The organism is Pseudobutyrivibrio sp. OR37 (genome assembly GCF_900113655.1).
GTDB lineage: Bacteria > Bacillota > Clostridia > Lachnospirales > Lachnospiraceae > Pseudobutyrivibrio.
Window position 1 is genome coordinate 1 of sequence record NZ_FOQF01000037.1, and the last position, 21,326, is coordinate 21,326.

Genomic DNA, 21,326 nt, shown 5'->3' on the forward strand with positions numbered 1-21,326 from the left:
TATAGATCAGGATGCAGCAAATCTATTTTTTCAGCTCATAGCAAAACGCTACGAACGAAATAGCACAATAATAACAACCAATACTCCATTTTCAAAATGGGGTGAAATATTTGGCTCAGCAACACTGGCCAATGCTGTACTTGATAGGCTACTTCATCATTCACAGATAATATCCATCAAGGGTCCGTCATATCGACTTAGAGAAAAGCGAACCTTCTTGGAAACTCAGAGTGATGAGTAATTGCGTGGAAAATGTACATTTTTATTTTCCACTTTTTGAACATTTAAATATTGAAATTTACACCTTATAGCATAGTTCACGTGTCTGCTGTGCGCTGATAAAAGATTTAACCATGCAAAGGTTTTCTGATTCACTAATCCAGTCATCAAAGTTATTAGTGAGAAAATCAATAAAACGTTTGTCATGATTGCCCATCAGAACAATCATGTTATCAGCGCCGACTTCTTTTTGAAGTTCATATATAGTTTTTAGTACCTTGAAACTATTGTTACCAATATCAATATAATCTCCCAAGAGTATCAATTTATCTTTGCCGGCTTTTACAGATTCCAAATTGTTCAATTGTTTTATTCTTCTAATAAAAGGCTCATACATCCCATGAATATCACTCATTGCATAAATAGCCATAATAACCTCATTTTTATCTTTCTATTAACTAAATTTTATGTATTAATGTGACCAGTATCTATTAATCATTCTTTATACTCCATTTATATGTTGGAAACCACTCAATATCTCTTATTATTTCTTCGTCCCCAAAATCAATATATTTACTCGTTTTTCCCTTATATTTATTCTGAATATCTGCATAAATTCTACCGTAATCAGCACAATGTGGATTTATCAAAACCCATTCCTCACCGGAAAGTTTTTCCTCCACCATTGAAGATTTCAAAATGGGAAATCCCTTATCCTTTAAGGCTAGTGTTAATTCAACTTGTAATTTATATTCCTCATCACCACGATCTGTATACATGTTGAAATAATATTTTCCATTCACCTTAATTGGCTTTAGTTCTATTGATGGCACCAAGCAGCATTCCCAAACATGGTGATCAACACATTTATCCAATCGTCCTTCTATATATGCCTCAAATTCTTCACTGTCATTCTCATTCAAAGACTTAAAATCATCAACACTTGTGTATCCCCAATTACCATATGCCATATAATAATCTCGTGGAGTTCCGTGTTTTAAGATAGGATATGCCTCTTTCAGTTTAAGCGCATCATAAATACAATTACATGCCTCAAAATAATCTTTTTGAGATAAATGGGTATAACCCTCAACATCACCAGACCACTCTATATATTCCTGCAAATGTGCGGATTTTATATTTCCAAATAGTCGCTCTTTATCCTCTGGTACATATCTCCAATAATCTTTTAATTTAATTGCGCCACTTCTATAAATATATGGAAGTTTTTCACTTATAAAATCATTGTAACTACCATCCTTAATCATCGCGATACATTTTTTCTCAGCATCTATAATCCACGATAATACACTTGTGAAATCTTTCTTTTCACGATCCCAATCATCTTCTTCATCCCAATAATCGTCTTCGTCAGACCTCCGCTGATGATACTTATCATTTTTACTTCCACGATTTTCTAGGCTTAACGTATGAAATTCACTAAAATTTCTATTCCTTAAAATAATTCCTCTTCTCTTATTATGTTCCGCTAGATATAAATAAAACCACTCATTCTCTTCATGAATCCAAAACATTCTATCTGTGCCATCTCGCCATTCGTCAAATGATTCTATCTCCTGTGCCAAATCAAACACTTTGTTGAACAATAGCATATCATCCTCAATTACTTCGAACGATTCAGATGGTCTGATGAATAAACTTCTCTTTTCTTTCACATACTCATTAACAAATTCAATTACTTGCTTTGCATTCATAAATTTTCCTTTCTGCAGTATCTTTTTAATAAATCATTAATTGATATAAACAGTATACAAGGTTCTTTTTTCTACCTTCGTAAATTTAAGGAAGCGTTCAAAAAAATCACTACCACTATTTTATAGTGGATTCCCCATCGTAAAGACTTATAATTTGCTCATAAAGCACGTGGTCTTTGTCTGTTATATTTCTATCCTCGTGATAATGTCCAAAGAACCAGTGCTTGTAATCAAGAGATTGTTTTATCCCCTCTAGGAATTTGCTATATTCATCTGGCTTATACATCCAATCAATTGATCTAACATCTGAGGCTGGCGCTTCGTGAGTGAATACATAATCAACCTTCCAGTTATTAGCCTCTAAATTATCAAGTGCCCGCTTTTGTTCTTCCTCCGAAGGAATTTCCTCCTGCCACCAGGAAAGATGATTGATTCTGAAAGGTTCATATGCTCTTTTTGCTCTAGCCACCTTTTTATGATAATCTGGGTCATCCAAATCAAATACTCCACCCCAAATATCATGGCTTCTGGCACCACCCATTGCAAAACATTTAAAGCCATCTATATCAAAAACATAACCTCTCTTTAAAAGCAAAACCGAGGGTCTTATTTCTTTTACAACCCCACCATGCCACTCTTTATCTGGATAAGTTCGCAGCCTATCATAATTCTCATGATTACCTGTGATAAAGAGCGTAGTAAAATTCTTCTTTTCCAATTCATCAAGAAGCATCTTTTCACTAATTGGTTCCTTAGCCCAATCAAAATCTTTATCTAAAATTTCTTTATAATTATTCTTATGATAATTCGAATCCCAGACACCACCAAAATCCCCAAGGATAATTACATAATCATCCTTTGTCATTTCTTTTTGCTCAGGAAAAATCTCCTTATCAAATCTCTTAAAATCGTGGTGTGTGTCACCTGTAATATAAATCATTTTATCCCCTTTCTGATGCAGTTTTCTTTGGTAATGATTGTCCCGATTTTAATAGTCTAATCACATGACCATAGCTCGTTGATTCTTTGATATATACATTTTATCAGGGTATAAAAAAGGACTTCGTAATATTTACGAAGCCCAAGCAACTAATTTCTTTCCATTGCTTGCTGTACTATAGTCGTCCCCCTATTTTCAATATATTTCACATCTTTCTCTGCGGTTATTAAAGTTCCATTTTCCTCAAAGAACTTAATTGCCTTATCGATTTCTTCTATATTATTCTTATAATCACTCTCACGACCACAAGCATTTTTAAAGGCATGTTGAATATCATGAAGGTCATGTCCTAGTACGTAGGTGTATTTCAGTGAGTATCCAGTTTCAGGCTTGCCGCTAAAATAAATATAGAAATAGCCATCGGTTCCATCTCCGGCAAATAGATCATATTTCAATTCGCTAGGTTTTTCTTCATATCTCTTTTTATTTCTTCCCCAATTTTTGATAACATGTTCTACTGAATCTACCCCCAAATCAATGATTCCTTGATCCATGAAAACATCAAATGCCGTTTTAATCTCTGTTAGATTCGAAGTTCTTCCTGTTCTATAGTGGTCATATAAATCCAAGCTTGAATGATCAAATCTTTCCATAAAGTATCTCATGCCATAATAAGCATGTTTTACTATTCCACTTATTCCAGAAGCTTTATAGTGCTTTACTATTATTCCTTGTGTTTTTTCGCGTTCAGCTTCACCCTCTTCATTCCAAAAATCCCATTTGAAGTCCCACTCATAATCATATAGAAAAACTACTGTTCCCCAGTCACTCATTCTGTCACCTCCGTATATTCTTCATCCCAATCATCTTAGTTTTACTTCATTTTATTTAAATAATCAACTAGTTCTTCGTAACTATAAGCTTTAGCAAGCTTCGCATATGTTTCATCCATATGATTCATATGCCATGAGCTATAGTAGTCACCGTTTTCCATTAACAACTCGTTGATTCCCCAACCAGCTGTTTCAGCGTTGATTTCCTTTAAAACTTCAATCTTGTTTTCTAAAGTGTTGTTCTTAAATGTATTTGTCATAATATTTTTCCTTTCTTAATAGAAATATTAGTTATCATTTGGTTACCTTTTCCTTTAGGCTGGAACATCCCTGTAAGTATTTATAAAGCATAGAAGCCGCTTACAGTCACTGTCGGTGAACTATCCCCCACCCACCGACCGGGGAGCATGTTATGAACTTGTTCCTTAAGCATGTACACATTATATCAGGGCACAAAAAAGGACCTCGTAAAATTTACGAAGTCCACCAAAATCTAACAGTATATCTTTTTACACCTCTTTACACCTTACTTAATCCATTAGCTCATCAAGTGTTGACCAGCCATTAGCTAATAAATCGCGATTTTCTTCAATGTACTCAAAGTCGTGAATGTGGTCTGATAATTCCTTGTTAGCTGATTTATCGTAAGTATATAAACTATACAACATCTTAACAGTGTCTACACTGAATGGTATGGTTCCGTCCTTATATGAATAATTCATACTAGATAAATCTGCTGCCGTAAAAGGTACATCCTTACCGACCTTTGCTAAATATTTAATGTATTCAATAAAATATTCAACAAATGAACCAAATGAAACACCTGCGTGTGAATCTGTTACACCTTGCATTTCTTTAGGTAAATCAGAAACTTTAGTTACACATAAACCACCATTGGCGATGTTCTTAATTTCATCAAATGATGTGATATCAAAGTAATCAGGTCTATCAGTCATACCAACAAGTTCCTTCGCCGTTTTGCCAGTTCTTTCTTCAATGCGCATTATATAATTTTCCATTGTTAATAGTTCCTTTCTATAATTATCTCTTCTCAACATCACCCTAATATAAGATTTTATTTTCCCTCAAGAACAGCAATTCTTCCAAAGATAATCCCTCTCTAACATTTCATCTTTTTTACTATCCTCCATTTTCCACACCCCTCATTAATCTAGCAGTATATTTTCTTTACATCTCTATATAGCTTAAGGCCTTTTTCTTGGCCATACTTAGAAACTATGCTTCGATATATCTGTTGCTTTCCATTTTTCTCGATCAAATGCTTATCTAACAACTTTTGTACATACTGTATTTCTGCATCTTTATAACCAATCTTACTTAGTGCCTCACATTGCTCTAGATTATTTGACGATTTAATCATATTAATCTTAGCTGAAATATTATTTGAGTCACCCGCCCCCATATTATCTATCCTCACTATATCTGCACCGATTCTAGTTTTCCAGAATTTAATAACAGAATCATAATCATGATCCTTACTTACCACAACAAGCCTTCGTTCACTATCAATCAGAAGATTTCCCATAAATGAACTTAAATGCATATCAAGTGACTGCTTTCCTACAGGTACCTCTATAAATTGCAGCTTGGCATTAGCTATTTTTGAAAGAACTGACATATCTATCTTACTTGCATTCTTTGTATAGAAAATGATTACAATATCCTGTTCTGTTAAATTCTTCTTTGTCTCAAGCCCAACACTATTAACATTTTCAAAATCAATTAGATAATATGTGTTCATCCTTACTTATAAATCCTTCCTAATATTCTATTCCGTGTCCGTCATAAGAAGAAGGTAGAAATCTGTGCCAGCTTGTGATGTCACCTTTGATTCCAAGAGCATTGCGAAGCTCATCAGAAAAATCATAAGTCAATATTGTGATAGCGTCCTGTCTTTCATCTGCTGGGAAGTAAAAGCCGTCTAAAGAGAAGCTTGTTGACTCGTAAACGAAAAATGGCTCATCAGCTGGGATTTTGTCAATAGCGTGAATCAAATATTCAGGCTTGTTGACAATGGCGCCACTGATAAATGTAATATCTGATGTATCTAACTCTGGATGATTTGATTTAATACCTTCAACTATGATTTTGTGACCCTCTTCCGTGAAACCCTTTCCTTCTTCTGTCAAAATGAATACTTTCATAGTAATACATTCCTTTCTTAATAAACTCTTGATTTAATCAAAGAAATCATCAATATCGACTGGCATTTCTCTAACTTGGAATCGAACTTCCTCAATATAAGCAAAATCACAGAGATGATGATAAAGGTCTGGGTTTGTATCTTCAATATGACCTAAAGCCTTAACAGAGTCTAAGCTTAGCGGATAAACTTTTTCTCCATTAATCGTGCGATTGTCGCGCAAATGGGCGAATTCTTTAAGATTGACAGGAATCTTAATGCCTTTATCTGCTAAGTATTCAAAATACTCATATAGATAATTCAATCCACTAGCTAAGTTCTGACCGCAGCCAAGACTTTCAACAACTTCCTCGCGAATATCTTCGGGAATATCAGACACTTTGCAAGGGCCAAGCTTAAGATTCTTAATCTCATCAAACTGAGTGATATCGAAATAATCAGGTCTTTCATCAGCAACAACTAATTCTTTAGCTGTCATGCCTGTTCTTTTTTCAATTTCCATTCTAAAATCTTTTTCCATTGTTAATAGTTCCTTTCTGTCAAAACAAATTTCTATAACTCAAAGCATGTACACATTATACAGCGGAACAAAATAGGCTTCGTAAAATCTACGAAGCCTCAATTCTCTGAATAGCTTATTCTGTTTTAACTATAAGCCCACCGCTTCTTTCGCCAAACGATCAGCTTCCTCATTTCCATCTATTCCGGTATGAGCTTTAACATGTTCAAACTCGATTTTAATTACATTTTTAGCAGCTGCAATATATCCACTATAAAACTTTGTAAGAGCCTTATTTGCTTTCCATTCTCCACTGGCCCATTTTTCAATACCTTCATAATCATAGTAGATTTTCAATTCTTTTACGCCAAGCTCAATTGCCTTTTGGATTGCAGCCATGCTTCCAAAGACCTCACCAGCAACATTCCTGCTTCCAGCAAATTCTTCTACTTTTCCATGTCCTTGCAAAACTATTTTTTCACCAGCCACATTTAAAAATCCACCATAACCATATACCTTTGTGCTTTCGTTAAATGAGCCATCAACAAATGCAAAATTTTCCATTTTATTTCCTCCTATTTAACAATCAATAGTCCTCTACTCTACATCATTCAAAATCCAAATGTGCTTTAGAGGTATACGCTGCTGTATCTCAGGACTAAATTTATCGTAGTATTTTAGCACCTCATCTACGACCTCATTGCTAGTCCAAAGGCGAATGTTATAAAAATACTCCGCTGGTTTTACAGCCTTATCATATCCATTCCATGCAACAAACAATCCGTATTCTGCATGAAACTTTTTAATAGTCTCAGTCAGTTCATCCACAACCTCTTTTTTTACATGGGAACTTTGTGTCTTAACCTGAACACATATCTTTGGTGAATCAAATCCCATATCACCTGCTGATGCAAGCAAATCCTGCCCACCATCTGGCCCCTTAGGTCCATTGTAAACTGTGAACCCTTTGGCCTTTAGTATCTCGCATATCAGCTCTTCCATATCATATCCTTTAAATTTTCTATAGATATATTTAGAAATCGTTGATTTAGCAGCAGCCTCCCAATCTAATTCAAACTCATCATCAAAAGGCATTAGATGTTGTTGGTTCCAATCATGTTTCACCATATACTCTATATAATCTACAACATCTTTATTTTTTATTTTCCCAACAGACGTCTTAATATTGGTATCATAAAGGATTTGATTATCAAATAAATCCTTTGAAATATCTATAGCAAACCAATCTACCTGCCTAAAATGTTTGTAATACTCTGGTGCCTTTTCATCATATTCATAGTCTCCAAGGACTCTTCCAAAATGAAAGGTATTGGAAAATTTGCTTGGAAGAATGATTAAATCTTCTTTTTTTATACCGTTGACAATCGGATAAATCAGGACATAATACTCCACTAGTTTTTCTTTTGGTAGCCATGGAAAAGCTCGCATAATCATTCGTTTTATATCATCGGGCGATGATTTAGCAAACCTGTCATCCAGCCCACTCCAAGTCAAATAAATCCTGCCATCATCCAAAAACTTTTTTTCGTGTTCACCTTTTCTACCAGCTCTATAAATCCAAATTGCCATATTTATTTCCCCGTTTTTATTGTCTCAATTATTGCATCTACCAGCATACTTTTAAGAATCGCCTGGCCTTTTGTATAATAAATTATTGAATAAGATTCTTTTCCTGCCCTTATATGCTTTCGTTCATACATACCATTTTGAATTCCCTTATCAGTTATTCTTTTGTCGTCTTTAGATATGTACCCTCCAGAAATCAACCAATCCTGCATTTTGCTTTTGATTTCTTTGTGATACTCTTTAGGGATTTCCATATCTTCTAAATATTTATTAATAAAAAGTGTAAAACCGATAGGATTAACATGGCCTAAAATCTTAAAACTAAGATTTCGTTTTCTATTTTCCATTGATTGACAAAATGTCAGAGGTTTATTTCCCTCTTTTGTAGTAAATTTTATATATCTTTGGATGCACTCTGGGGAATTATATACTCCATCTACCCCAAAAGTTTTTTCAAGAACATCACTTATTTTATCGCCCTTATATTTTTTTTCAGAACTATCTATGAGTGAATCTAACCCCAAATCTTCAACCTCTTCATCGGAATGACAAGTTATCCCACAAATAATTGCTGGGTGTGCAAGTAACTTCTTTATCTTAGCTCTTGTTTTATAATTCAATTCATTGAAAACACTTGGCAAAAATACAATGTCATATCCATCAGAATTCTTATCAAGAAACCTTCCTATATCACCTGCTTTTTTTCCATAATGAAACTCATACCCCTCATCTTTTGGATTTTGACCAAAAATTGTCATTTTTTTCCAGTTTTCTTCAATTTCGCACCCTACATATTTAATCCTATTTTTTATCCCAAGCTTTTCGCAAGTAAACAAAAGCCCCCATAAATCAATTTGATTAGCACAACCTACCGACAAGACCCTGATTTCTTTATCAGGATCTAATAAGTATTCTTTAAACTGCTCGGACTCTAGTATTTCTTTATACATTAAGGCATATAATCCACCGTAGAAATATGTATATTTAGAGATGTAAATCAAGCGAGTTAATTCATTATCATAATTAGGGTTTACTCCACCACCTGGCTTTTGATTAACCACGTTTCTTGCTTCTATTAATTCTGGAGATTTAAAATCTGAATAATTAATAGAAATACCTTCCAACGCCTCTATACATTTATCAACATATCTCTCCAAATACTCATCCAAGCGCTCATACATTTTCATTCCTCGTACCTCCGCTATTCTGACATAAGCCTTGCAATCTCAGCTTTACCTAAGTGTCCTTTATCAATCAAAGCATCTGCGAACTTAATAATAAGCTCTTTATTCTCCTCAACAATCCTCATTGTCTTTTCCATTTCTGCCTTAAGAATTATATCCGCTTCCTCGATTGCAGATTTCATCATTGGAGACACGCCTGCTTCACCAAATACCAGTGGGAATGTAAACAAAGAATTCTCACTCATACCATAATTTGAAATAATATCAAGCGCCAGCTGGGATGCTTGTCGTAAATCATTTGAAGCGCCACTTGATAGCTCCTTTCCATCGATACAAATAAGTTCAGCCGCACGCCCCGCAAGATCTGTTCTTATTTCTGCCAGAAGCTCGTCTTTTGTACGAGTAACAGCATTCTCATTCACGTTAGGTTTTACATAGCCTAAGAAGTTTGCTCTTGAAGTAATTGTTGCATAAACAGGTGTACAAGCTCCTCCTTCAACCCAGCCAACAACTGCATGGCCAGCCTCATGGATAGCAGTTTTTCTTAACTGTGATTTTTCAACAGAAATCTCCTTTCCATAATTCATTTCCTCAAAAGCATCTATCAGAAGCTGTCTATCCATCAATGGATGGTCAGGATTACTTTTAAATGCCTTTCCACCTGCATAGTTAATAATATTATCGATAATGGCCAGGCTCTTTCCCACAAACATCTCTGCAATGAAGTCAATGTCTTCAGCTGACAAGTTGTTGAAATTGATAGGCTTATCGACAAGTTTTTCTTTCTTCTTATTCAAGTACAATGCTATTTCATTCTTACCTGGTAGATCTACGTATATACGATTTCCAAATCTTCTAAGCAATGCCGGATCTAAAGCAATATTTTCGCCACTTATTGAATGAGCACTACCAAAGTTTGTAGCAGCAATTACAAATACTGGTCGAGATGAATTATCCTCGAATCCATCCATTGCAGTAAGAAGCTCATTAACATAAAGTGTTATACCTTCTCCACTTTGCCTATCCTGAGCAAATGCATCTATTTCATCTATAAAAACAATGCTAGGCGCATATCTGCGAGCTACAGAAAATGCTTTTCGTATACTCTGCTCACCTCTTGCAATCTGAGCTCCAGTAGTAGAAATGAATGGACATCTTGCTGCATTTGCCAGGGCTTTTGCCATCATAGTCTTTCCTGTTCCAGGAGGTCCATAGAGCAGAATTCCCTTGGAAACGCTTAGCCCCATGTCTTTATATTTCTTTGGATTTTTGATAAATGAAATAAACTTTTTCAGTTCTTCCTTTGCGTCCTCTGCACCGATAACATCCTCAAACTTTACAGCACTTAGTTCCTCGGTAGAGATAAACATACTATCAGCCTCTTTATCCATATTTCTAATAGTCTCGAACTGATGTAAATTAATCTGAACAGTTTCTCCATCCTCTGACAACTTTGACGCTACGTCGAAATTAAGCAACTGTCCATTGCGAGACAATGAATTTAATTTTTCCTCTAGGAAAATCCCATAACAAACGCTGTCAATCTGAGAAATAGAATTTGAATCCTCGCTTCTAAAAACTAAAAAGTCTTTAACCCCTTTTTCTCTAAGTAATTTTTTATCTGCCAAACCTAAGTCATTTTCAAAAGAAATAGCATATATAGGAATCTCTGGATGTTCCTTTTTTAACCAATCAAATACTCTACTCCCCATGGAATCTATGTAGGATAGCCCATCACCAATTGTGGAACTTTGTTCATTAGCGGCAAATGAAAAATCGATAAATGCTGCTTCTATGTCAAACTCTTCTGTTACAGATTTTGCCACTGCCTCATACTTATCTCCTTTGTCATCCTTTGCAACATTTGACCAGACATAATGCCATACACTGTTTTCTCCTTCACCATATTGTTCCTTGCTTCCAAGATATTTCTTTCTATTATCTTTTGAACAAGAAAGCATCACATGCTTTTTATCTGCCTTCACAAAAGTGTGAGCAAGCTCATCATTTTTATCTACTGCGAATACTAGCTTTTTAACATTTTTATATTTTTCCGGATCTTGAGCAATACGTCCCAATATCTTGTATGTATTATCTAATAAAAATGCTTTACTCTTCGCCACTGCACCTCTGGCATCTAACTTACTTCCCATTGTAAACAAGAAAAGATATGGTAAAAGCTCATTGTCATACTCCAATTTAACCTTTTGCTTTTTCTCAATTATTTTCGCACCTTCAGCAAGCCCCTCGTTAATCATAGGGACTAACTTTTCAGTATTCATATGATTAAAAGCAACAATATTTCCTTTAGCAAAGCGAGATAACACCTCTAACGGAAACGCAGATAATCCAACCTTGCTCGGGTCATTTTCCCCCTTACTTTCTGCTGCTAAATCATTTCGAATAATATCAAGCAACTGAGGCTGAGCAATGCTAGAAAAATCCTCACCATAATGTTCTGCAAAGAAGTCGCGCCCTGCATTAGACGTGAAAATGCAGATAGTTTTGCTAAAATCTACCTTTTTCTGAGTATAAAGACTTTCCAAAAATGCCCCTTCTAGTACCGATAAGAAAAGCCTGATTACATTTGAATGCGCCTTTTCTATTTCATCGAAAATAAGCACAGCCCGTGGATTCTTGGAAACATATTCTGTTAACACACCATCCTGAGCAGATTTCCATGTTGGCGCATGTCCAACCAAATCATGGGTATCCTGTTCATGAATATAAGCATTCATCTGAAATATCTTACAAGGTCTTCCGAGCAAGTCAGCTACCTGCTTAGCAAGGAATGTCTTACCTACTCCCGGAGGTCCAACAAATAAATAGGTAGCTTCAGGCATATCTGGATCATTCTTCAGTGAAGAATTATATAGTCCTTTAACAAAGCTTTCTAAGGCTCCATCCTGCCCATGAACTTTTTTCTGCAATTGTGTGTAGATATCTGTAATACTAAGAGCAGATTCTACTATGCCCGTATCTGCAAGCTTATATGTATTCTGCTCAATAACATCTTTAAGAATTGGAATTAAAATCTTAACTATCTCTTTGAGATTCCAGGTAGAAAAATAAGTTGGGTTCGGGTATTGTTTCTCTATAATCCCAGTCTTTTTATTGAATTCAGTTATCACTAAATTGTTGATAATCGCTCCAAATTGATTACGTTTGATTTCATCAAAAAAATCATATTTTCTATAGCTATTCAGAAGCTCTCTTTCAATATTTTTCACAAAATCATATATTAGCTCTATAGATTCAAGCTGACTGACTACTCTATCATCTTTTATAATTTCTCTTATTCTCTGAGCATCAATTCCATTTTCGTTTAAGATTGCTTTAATCTCTTCTAAAATGACGTGTTGATAACTCAAAATTATAGTTCCTTTAAGTACATCTTTCGTCTCACAAGGCTTAAACCTGTTACTGACAACGGCGGCTTGTACAATTTTATTGTCATCGTTTTTAGGGTCATTTTCCAAAAGGAAAATTAGATATTTTAGAATATTTGTAGGCGAAAATACCCTGTCTAATCTTTTATTACTATAGTTCAATTCGTGAGAATACATGTAGATGTCATCAGTTAACTTAATAAGACCACTCAAATTAACCGGACCTTCATTATCAAACAATTCATCCCATTCCTCTTCGAATGCATTAGGAAATAGTAAATCACCTATCCATTGTTTAACAGGTTGTGTTAAATATGATGCTTTTATATCTAATCTACTCATTATATAATCCTCTCAAATAAACTCTTTACTATTTTTCCTCAGAATCTAGCTATTTAAAATACTTCTTTATTTTCTCTGGGCAGTCAGCCGGTATATGACCATTCATTTCACCGAGCTCCTCCAGACAATCTAGCTTCTCATTATAAAAATCCTTATATGCTTCTTTTACGCTGGTACATGCAATATAAGCATATGCATATGCTATAGATAAAAAAATTCCTTTACTATCTATTTTCTTCCAATTGGAAATAAAATCAATTCCACAATGAATAGATTGCGGATACGTGAAATAGCCTCTTCGATAATAATCTTTTCCAATGATATAAAGACCTACCCCCGTTTCAGAATCAACCCTAACTGGAATTAGTATTGAATCACTGGATTCAGACTTACATATGCTTTTATATAATCTATCAAATTCTTCTATTGAGCCTGTTGTTGTTCCTTTGTACTCATACCATGCATCCACCATTTCCAATGGCGGATTACTAGTTTTTTCTTTAGTTGATTCCTTGTAGGATAGCGGGTATCCGTAGTTAATCATCGTATCTTGAATAGATTTAAGAATAGTCGCTTCTCGCTTATTATCAGGGGTATCCCGTAGCTTCTTTTCTAATTTTTCATTATGTTCCAGGATGTACTTATACAAAAAAGATTTTTCTTTATGTCGGTGATAGTCGTCTCGTATCTGGGGCAAAACTTCATCTTTTATTCCCATACTTGATCTCCTCTATCGTTTTGTTGGAGTTTGATATAGCCTCCCGCATATTATCATGTACAGCATAAAATCTTTCTTTGTCCAGCCATGATCCAATACCATTACTAGACAAAGCCAAATACAATGCATTCACACAGTCTTCCTGAAAATGTCTTCTGTTATACATTTCTACACCTTTTTCCAGAAGAAGTTTGGATGCAGTTTTTACTCCTTCAGAATCAAAACAAACCCGCCAATCACTTGCGTCGCCTCTAGGTATTCCTAAGGAATCAAACATTTTATGAGCTGATTTCTTCATTACTCGCTGCACGAGGTGCATTTGCTCTGATGTTGGATTTCCCAGTCTCTCGAGCTGATTCCTAAGATCTTTAATTGATTTAATTACGTCCTCGTGACCAGCAAATCTTTTCTCTATTTCATCATCAGTAATTTGTTGATAAAAAAGCTCCTCCTCCCTATTTTGCTCCTGCCTAATTTTCGAGCTTAATTTTTCATCATGTTTTTGAGCAACCTCAAGATATTTTAGTTCCTTCTCAGTCATCAGCGCCATTGCGGCTTTTCGCTGAGGTTTGGTCAATAAAGATGACAGCTTTTCACCAGTAACCTCTGTATATGCACAGGACAAACTATAAAATATTCCTTCAGGAACACTTTTCCCACCAGGAAACATTTTGCCTTCCTCAATAATTTCATTCCAAATAATCAAATCCTTGTGAAGTTCAGCAGATGTCTTATAGCTTAATGGATATTTAATCCTTTCAATAACTGCTCGCCATGTGCCAGGCGTTCCAAGCCAACTAATCTCACCTGGTTCGTTGTAAACTGCAAGACTTGTTACTGTATCGAAAAAAGTGCCGTACAATTCTTTATCCTCATCAGACAATTGAACTGGCTCCAGTTCATCCAACAGGCTTTTTGTACTCTCCAACTGAAAGCGGTAACCGTGATACAACTCCATCGCCGTAAGGAACTCCTCTGAGATATGATTCTTTAAGGATGTATCACAAGATGCATCCCAATATACTTCATCAGCACCACTCACCAAATCAAGTAATCCAATATAACGGTACTCAAGTTTTTTCTTGCGAATATCAAATTCTTCAATATCGGAATACGTTAACATCTACATTTTCCCTCATAAAGTAGCCACAGAATAATCAAATATCAATAAGACCTATAAGACTTGTATCGGTATAACAATTAAGTACATCAAACCATTTAACCTTGTCCCACTGTCCTTCCGGTCTACGCAGTACATTTCCTTCCATCAACTCATAGTTCCTACGTAGGCGCTTTAAGGCTTCGTATGGGGTTGCGCCCTTGGCATAGCATTTATCACTTGGAGGGGTTCCGAAATACCACGGAAATTTATAACCGTTCTCATCCTCACAAAGCGCAATTACCATATTAATAAACGAGCCCTTACATTTCTTTTTAATAGTTTCATCCGCATGATGCTCAAAAGATAAGTTATGCATATCCATATGATATATAGACATACATCTGTACTCATCATTGTATTTTTCAAAATATAATTGAAGCTTTCGTGAATATATAGGCCCCCCAACTTCATCCAGCTTTCTTTCAATAAAGCTATTGATAAACTCTATTTCATACTCTGGTTCTTGATATACCTCAAATTCCTTCGAAAACTGGTCCATATCTGCCACAAGGTTTTCGTTGTTTTCCATATTTGAAAAAATCACACATTCTTCAGGTAAAGTCTCATAGCCCTTTGCCTTACCCTTGATTCTATATAAGTGCGCCAAAGGGCGCTGTTCTATTTCATCACGCGTCATTGAACTACGTGCAATGTGTTCTACAACCATTGGTGCATATATTTTCTTTTTATCCATAATTTTCGACCTCCAAAACCAATTCTATCAGCAAACTGTGTTTTTTTCGTAAATTTTACTAAGTCCTTCGATGTCCTTGCAAGACTCTTCTGCAATCATTTGCCTGATAATGATCGCTATAAATGCCCACAGGCAATCATCATAATCCCTCACTGTACAGTTTTTATATACTTCATAGTCTTTGGATGCCATATTCATGGTATTCTTGTATAAATCTTCATCCCTGCTGCAAAGAGTCAACACTTTCATTCCAAAGGAGCGAAATATGTAAACGTATCGGAAGTAATCATCCTTATCATTTGGTGCGACTGAAAGCGTCGATAAATCACCCACAACTATTTTAATAACTTTTAGTTGCTCATCAGAAGTTAACCTTTCATTCGCTGTTTTAACCTTTAAATTGGTCTTCCGAAATGTATGGCTAAATGGCTCGCAAATTTCAGTGCCTACTTTGATATACTTACTATAATCTGGCAATAAAATATCAAGGACTTCTTCAATAATTTTTATCGCCATTTCCAACTGTTTTGGATTTATATAGCAAAAAAATGAAAAGGTAATTACATATTCATAATCCCAATTCGGGATTACTCCAAAAAGAAATCTTCCTGATAGGAATTTCAAATAATAGTAAATCAACTCGAAGCCCACATCATCAATCTGCTCTGCTTTAACCGCCTCTTCGAGGTCTATGTATAGCTCAGTGCATACATTAGGGCGCCCCTGTTTTATGGCGCCCATTATTACCTTATTTCTTAGCCAGCTATACTTTTTAATAACCAGTTCGTTATCGTAATTGGTTAGTAACGAATCAAATATGTATTTCGCAGTCATTCTTTGTTCCATTTGAAACTTCCTTTCTATGCGCCCATTTCAATCTCAGATTCCTCCTCTGGGCTAAAACCATAAGAAGGAATCTTCTTAATAAGTCTGCCCAGCTTACCTGACTCTAGAAGATATTCAGATTCTCTATCCATACAAAGAATGGTCTCCGGAGTCTTGTTAACTCGGGTTCCAATAAATTTAGCCGACTCCAAATCATTGCTTCCAAGATAAACAATGTGGTCACAGTTATTGATAATTGTCTGTGCCTGAGTGTGTGAATACAACGACTCTAGCTGTGCAAAAGACTGAATGCACATGGTAAGCCAAATATCTCGGCTTCTGACTACCGAAATAATCTTGTCAAAATCAGGAATAACTGCTGATGAGGCAAAATCATCCATGATTATTCTTACAGGAACTTTAAGCTGTCCGTCAGGATTTGCATCTGCCTCTGATATAAGTGTCTGAAGCGCTTGTGTATAAAACAGATTTATAATATGATCCATACTGTGGTCACAATCAGAGATATTTAAAAACAATACTGTTTTCTCTCTGCCAAGAGAGGCTATGTCTACCACCTCATCACATAATGTAAGGATACCATCATCCTCTTCGTCGATTCTGTCCCACAGATCCTCATCTACATAATCCCATTCGTCGTCATCCTTATCATTTCCAAAATTTATTTTGCACTCATATCTTCTTTCATATCTATATTTAAAAAATTCTTCATACTCAGCGTATTCAAAGGGCGCAAGTGCCATCGATACAAATGTCAGTATACTTGCCCTTGTTTTGTCTGCTGTTTTCTCCCCGCATATTTGTGCATGACGCTTGGCCACTAAAGAATTCTGGTGATGCCTTATAAAGCTATTAACGTATTCACTATTATCACCACCGCCTACATAAAAGGCATAAAACTTTGCAACCTCAGACATATTGTGCTGTGTTTCAGGCAGCTTCATAAGTACAAATGCAATAAAAAATTCTAAATATCTTCTGGCACTACGAGGCCAAAAAGCTTCAACACTTGAAGAGTCCGGAATAAGTGCAGCGGCCACCTTGGCTATGTCCTGTTCTCGGTAGCTTCCATCTTTATTTTTTCTGATGTAAGACAATGGATTATACTTACAGCTGTTTTCAGGATTTACAAAATCAAGTACCTTTACCTTATAACCCTTTTCCGTGAGCTCATCCCTAAACAACTTTTCCAAGCGTCCCTTCGTATCTACTACAATAAGACTGGAATCCTGTAGTGATTTAAGCTGAGGATATACAATTGAGCCAGTTTTGGAAGAGCCAGAGCTTCCAACTATCAAATCATTGTTATTGAGATGGGTCTGCCAGGTATCATTGCTCACCTTAAAACCGTTACCTAAATATCTGTGGCTATATCGTTCTTTTCTATTCATGAAATTTCCCCTTTCGTGCATATCGATGGGAACATTATGTCACAAATAAAAAAGAACCTCGTAAAATTTACGAGGTCCTTTGCTTTTTTTAAAATCTAAGCATTAATTCACGCTCTATTTCTTCACCATTTCTGTAATATACTCTAGGTACTCTCTTACTAACTGCACATGTAAGCTCATAAGGTATTGTGCCGGCCTTTTCAGCAAGGTCATCTACTGAATTCTTCTCACCAAAGATTTCAACCTCACTTCCAACATCTACAGCAGGCATATCTGTAATATCGATCATACACATATCCATGCAGATTTTACCACGAAGCTTTGCTGGACCTTCCTTTGTGATTAATGAACAGTTGTTAGAAAGACTTCTAAGGAAGCCATCTGCATATCCATAAGGCAATACACCGATTCTTGTAGTCTTATCTGTAACGAAGGTTCTGCCATAGCTGATAGCTGTTCCCTCTGGATAAATCTTGATTGTGCTGACTGTTGTCTTTAGTGTCATTGCTGGGCGAAGATCCATCTCACGGGCAAACTCACCATAGCCATATAATAGAAGTCCTGGACGAACCATATCAAGATAAGTCTCTGGTAAACGAGCAGTAGCTCCTGTATTTGCACAATGTCTAATCTTAAACTTGTGTCCAATCTTATCTTCTACAGCCTTAATTACGCTAGTGAATAATTCAAACTGATGCTTTGTATATTCATCATTGCTTTCGCCAAATTCATCTGCCACAGCAAAGTGAGTGAAAATTCCCTCTGCATCAAGACCTGGCATATTGCAAGCCTCTGCTATTCCATCTACGCCATTGTCAAAATATGTATTGTCGCAAAGATAGCCTAAACGAGACATACCAGTATCTACCTTGATGTGAACCTTAAGTGTGCCGCCACATTTAACAGCTTCAGCACTGTATTCATCAGCCTTTGCCTTGCAGGTGATAGCCTGTGTAATGTCAAATTCTATCAAGCGTGCCACCTGCTCCTTTGGTGTGTGACCTAAAATGAGGATAGGCATTGTGATTCCATTAGAACGAAGCTCTAAGGCTTCATCTGCACTACTAACAGCAAGATAATCTGCCCCAAGCTCCTGTAAAAGACGACCAACCTGGATACTGCCATGTCCATAGGCATCTGCCTTAACTACTCCAAGAAACTTAACATCGCTTCCGATTTTCTGTCTGATTACTTTATAATTGTGGGCGATTGCATCTAAATTGATTTCAGCCCATGTACGTCTAAGTGTTGATTCCATTTTAGTATTGCTCCTAAGTATTTTTATAAACAATACTATTATAGCCTTTTATGAAAAAAACTAAAGTACCTTTGATAAGAAGTCTTGAAGTCTTTGGCTCTTAGGATTTTCAAAAATCTCCTTAGGAGTGCCCTCTTCTTTGATTCCCTGCTCATCAAAGAAAAGCACTCTATCTGCTACTTCCTTTGCAAAGCCCATTTCGTGGGTTACAACTACCATAGTCATTCCATCATCAGCAAGCTCCTTCATAAGTGCAAGAACTTCCTTTACCATTTCAGGATCAAGGGCACTTGTTGGCTCATCAAAAAGAATTACCTCTGGATTCATTGCAAGTGTACGGGCAATAGCAATACGCTGCTTCTGTCCACCTGAAAGGCTATCTGGATAAGCTGTTGCCTTATCAGAAAGGCCTACTCTTGCTAAAAGCTCCTTTGCCTTTACATCAGCTTCCATCTGGCTCATAAGTCCAAGCTTTACTGGAGCAAGTGTAAGATTCTTTTGAATTGTAAGATGTGGAAACAGATTAAAATGCTGGAATACCATTCCAACTCTGCGGCGCACATCATCAATATCTACGCCCTTTTTTGTAATATCCTCACCGTCCAGATAAATCGCTCCGGCTGTAAGCTCCTCAAGCTGATTTAGGGTTCTAATAAAGGTAGATTTACCGCAACCAGATGGTCCGATGATAGCAATAACCTCACCCTTTTCAATCTGCATATTTACATTTTTCAAAACCACATTGTCTCCAAAGGATTTTGAAAGATTTTCAACTTTAATCAATACCTCTGCCATAATATCTCCTCTATCTCTCGTTCTTTCTAAGCTTCATTTCAAGTTTTGAAACTCCATAATTTAATACCTGTACAATCACAAGATAAATAAGTGCAACTGCAATAAGTGGTAAAAATGCTTCATAAGTAATGCTTCGGATAATGTCACCACCTCTGGTCAAATCCATTAGACCAATGTAGCCACAGATAGAAGTTTCCTTTATAAGAGATATAAACTCGTTGGCAAGTGATGGTAAAACTGTTTTGATAGCCTGTGGCAAAATGATGATTGTCATAGTTTGCTTGTAGTTAAGACCAAGGCTTCGACCTGCCTCCATCTGACCAGCATCTACCGACATAATTCCACCACGCATAATTTCTGCAACATAAGCACCTGAATTTATGGCAAATGCAATAATTGCAACCAAAAGCTTTGGAACATTAACAGCCTTAAATACTACATAGTAGATGATTAAGAGCTGAATCATAATAGGTGTTCCACGGATGATTGTAAGATAAAGCTTGCAGATTGCATTTAAAAGCTTGAAGCCGCCAGTCTTGTCGTAAGTAACACGTACGATTGCAACTAAAAAGCCGATAATCATACCAGCAAGTACGGCGCAAAATGCGATGATAAGTGTATTTAACAAGCCTTTTAAAAGGAATGTGTATCTGCTATCATCCACAAAGTTTCTCTTAAGATTTGCAACAAAGCCAAGGCTATCTCCTGAAAGAGAATCATCTTTTACAATGATTGCCTGCTTGGTAGTTACATAAGAATCCGAGAAATTAATAGACTTAAGTCTTTCCTCTGTCATGGTCATGCCAGCAATACCAACATCTGCCTTGTGAGAAGATACAGCATTGATGATACTGTCAAATTCGATATCCTCGATTTTAACCTTCATTCCAAGCTTGTCACCGATTGCCTGGATAAGCTCCATATCGATACCAACAACATCTCCATTTTCATAGTATTCATATGGAGGAAAGGCTGCATTTGTAGCAACTACAAGTGTACCATTTTCATAAGTAGTTCCTTCCGGAGTGATATAAGGACAGGTTCCCTTTGTATCATCGCCGATATAGTTAGCAGTGATTTGTTCTACAATGCCCTCTTCCTTAAGCTCTGCTAAAGCTGAATTCACTTCATCCAAAAGCTCAGTGTTATCCTTGGCGATGCAGATTGCATATTCTTCCAAGGTAAAAGGCTCGTCTAATATAGTAAGAGTAGGTTCATTTGCTGTGCTTGCAATAGCTGGCTGTTCGTCAACGATTACACAATCCACCTTACCCTGCTTAAGAGCCTGAACTGCATCGGCAATCTTGTTATATCTATCAACAGTAGTGCCTGCCTTATCTCCTTCCATATCTGATGCATATAAGTCGCCAACTGTACCAAGCTGAACACCTATTTTTGCACCCTCTAAATCATCAACTGATTTAATCTGTTTTGTTTCAGCAGTCTTGCTTCCGCAGCCCACCAGCATCACCGCTGCTGCAAGAACCATAAGTGATAATAATTTCTTTTTCATGTATATTTATCCTTTTTCGATGTATTTTTATACATTATATCACAATTTAATTATAAAAAAAGTATCTAATTATAAAA

Annotated in this window: 22 protein-coding genes; 1 reads left to right on the top strand and 21 read right to left on the bottom strand. The window is 36.1% G+C overall.

Annotated elements, in window-relative coordinates; genetic code table 11:
- On the top strand, positions 1-241 hold a 241-nt coding region (locus tag BM097_RS13995), incomplete at its 5' end, for an ATP-binding protein (RefSeq protein WP_143085000.1).
- A gap of 57 nt (positions 242-298) precedes the next feature.
- Here the strand turns inward: BM097_RS13995 and BM097_RS14000 are convergent.
- From BM097_RS14000 to BM097_RS14100, 21 genes are all read right to left on the bottom strand, one after another.
- Positions 299-649 (bottom strand): metallophosphoesterase, encoded by a 351-nt coding sequence (locus tag BM097_RS14000; protein WP_090551521.1) that lies wholly within the window; start codon positions 647-649, stop codon positions 299-301.
- 61 nt (positions 650-710) lie between these two features.
- Positions 711-1,934 carry a hypothetical protein gene (locus BM097_RS14005; protein WP_090551524.1) on the bottom strand — a complete coding sequence of 408 codons (1,224 nt, stop codon included), beginning with the start codon at positions 1,932-1,934 and terminating at the stop codon, positions 711-713.
- A gap of 115 nt (positions 1,935-2,049) precedes the next feature.
- The gene (locus BM097_RS14010; protein WP_090551528.1) at positions 2,050-2,874 is read right to left on the bottom strand and encodes a metallophosphoesterase family protein; all 825 of its coding nucleotides are present in this window, start codon (positions 2,872-2,874) and stop codon (positions 2,050-2,052) included.
- A gap of 149 nt (positions 2,875-3,023) precedes the next feature.
- Entirely contained in the window at positions 3,024-3,707 is a 684-nt protein-coding gene (locus BM097_RS14015; protein ID WP_090551531.1) for a hypothetical protein, read from the bottom strand.
- A 41-nt stretch (positions 3,708-3,748) separates the two neighbouring features.
- On the bottom strand, positions 3,749-3,967 hold the full coding sequence (locus BM097_RS14020; RefSeq protein WP_090551535.1) for a hypothetical protein: 219 nt from the start codon (positions 3,965-3,967) through the stop codon (positions 3,749-3,751).
- Positions 3,968-4,237: 270 nt separating this feature from the next.
- Positions 4,238-4,726: a hypothetical protein gene (locus tag BM097_RS14025; protein ID WP_143085001.1), complete on the bottom strand. Its 489-nt coding sequence runs from the start codon at positions 4,724-4,726 to the stop codon at positions 4,238-4,240.
- 152 nt (positions 4,727-4,878) lie between these two features.
- Entirely contained in the window at positions 4,879-5,469 is a 591-nt protein-coding gene (locus tag BM097_RS14030) for a PIN domain-containing protein (protein WP_090551542.1), read from the bottom strand.
- A gap of 19 nt (positions 5,470-5,488) precedes the next feature.
- Positions 5,489-5,872 (bottom strand): hypothetical protein, encoded by a 384-nt coding sequence (locus BM097_RS14035; protein WP_090551553.1) that lies wholly within the window; start codon positions 5,870-5,872, stop codon positions 5,489-5,491.
- A 33-nt stretch (positions 5,873-5,905) separates the two neighbouring features.
- Positions 5,906-6,391, bottom strand: a complete 486-nt coding sequence (locus BM097_RS14040; RefSeq protein ID WP_090551557.1) for a hypothetical protein — start codon at positions 6,389-6,391, stop codon at positions 5,906-5,908.
- A 129-nt stretch (positions 6,392-6,520) separates the two neighbouring features.
- On the bottom strand, positions 6,521-6,934 hold the full coding sequence (locus BM097_RS14045; RefSeq protein ID WP_090551561.1) for an RNase H family protein: 414 nt from the start codon (positions 6,932-6,934) through the stop codon (positions 6,521-6,523).
- Positions 6,935-6,967: 33 nt separating this feature from the next.
- Complete coding sequence (locus BM097_RS14050) at positions 6,968-7,960, bottom strand: restriction endonuclease (RefSeq protein ID WP_090551565.1); 993 nt, start codon at positions 7,958-7,960, stop codon at positions 6,968-6,970.
- 2 nt (positions 7,961-7,962) lie between these two features.
- The gene (locus BM097_RS14055; protein WP_090551570.1) at positions 7,963-9,144 is read right to left on the bottom strand and encodes a hypothetical protein; all 1,182 of its coding nucleotides are present in this window, start codon (positions 9,142-9,144) and stop codon (positions 7,963-7,965) included.
- Positions 9,145-9,158: 14 nt separating this feature from the next.
- Entirely contained in the window at positions 9,159-12,872 is a 3,714-nt protein-coding gene (locus BM097_RS14060; RefSeq protein WP_090551572.1) for an AAA family ATPase, read from the bottom strand.
- Positions 12,873-12,921: 49 nt separating this feature from the next.
- Positions 12,922-13,590, bottom strand: coding sequence for a hypothetical protein (locus BM097_RS14065; RefSeq protein ID WP_090551575.1), 669 nt, complete (start codon positions 13,588-13,590; stop codon positions 12,922-12,924).
- On the bottom strand, positions 13,574-14,713 hold the full coding sequence (locus BM097_RS14070; protein ID WP_090551580.1) for a hypothetical protein: 1,140 nt from the start codon (positions 14,711-14,713) through the stop codon (positions 13,574-13,576). Before BM097_RS14070 ends, BM097_RS14065 begins: the two co-directional genes overlap by 17 nt.
- 34 nt (positions 14,714-14,747) lie before the next feature.
- Entirely contained in the window at positions 14,748-15,446 is a 699-nt protein-coding gene (locus tag BM097_RS14075; protein WP_090551583.1) for a hypothetical protein, read from the bottom strand.
- 27 nt (positions 15,447-15,473) lie between these two features.
- A complete protein-coding gene (locus BM097_RS14080; protein WP_090551587.1) occupies positions 15,474-16,292 on the bottom strand; it encodes a hypothetical protein in 819 nt (272 codons plus the stop codon).
- Between the two features lie 14 nt (positions 16,293-16,306).
- A complete protein-coding gene (locus BM097_RS14085) occupies positions 16,307-17,683 on the bottom strand; it encodes a type IV secretory system conjugative DNA transfer family protein (RefSeq protein ID WP_177197477.1) in 1,377 nt (458 codons plus the stop codon).
- Between the two features lie 88 nt (positions 17,684-17,771).
- Entirely contained in the window at positions 17,772-18,941 is a 1,170-nt protein-coding gene (gene alr, locus BM097_RS14090; RefSeq protein WP_090551595.1) for an alanine racemase, read from the bottom strand.
- Positions 18,942-19,001: 60 nt separating this feature from the next.
- Positions 19,002-19,736, bottom strand: coding sequence for an amino acid ABC transporter ATP-binding protein (locus BM097_RS14095; protein ID WP_304442204.1), 735 nt, complete (start codon positions 19,734-19,736; stop codon positions 19,002-19,004).
- Positions 19,737-19,746: 10 nt separating this feature from the next.
- Positions 19,747-21,249, bottom strand: a complete 1,503-nt coding sequence (locus BM097_RS14100; protein WP_090551598.1) for an ABC transporter substrate-binding protein/permease — start codon at positions 21,247-21,249, stop codon at positions 19,747-19,749.
- Positions 21,250-21,326 lie beyond the last annotated feature (77 nt).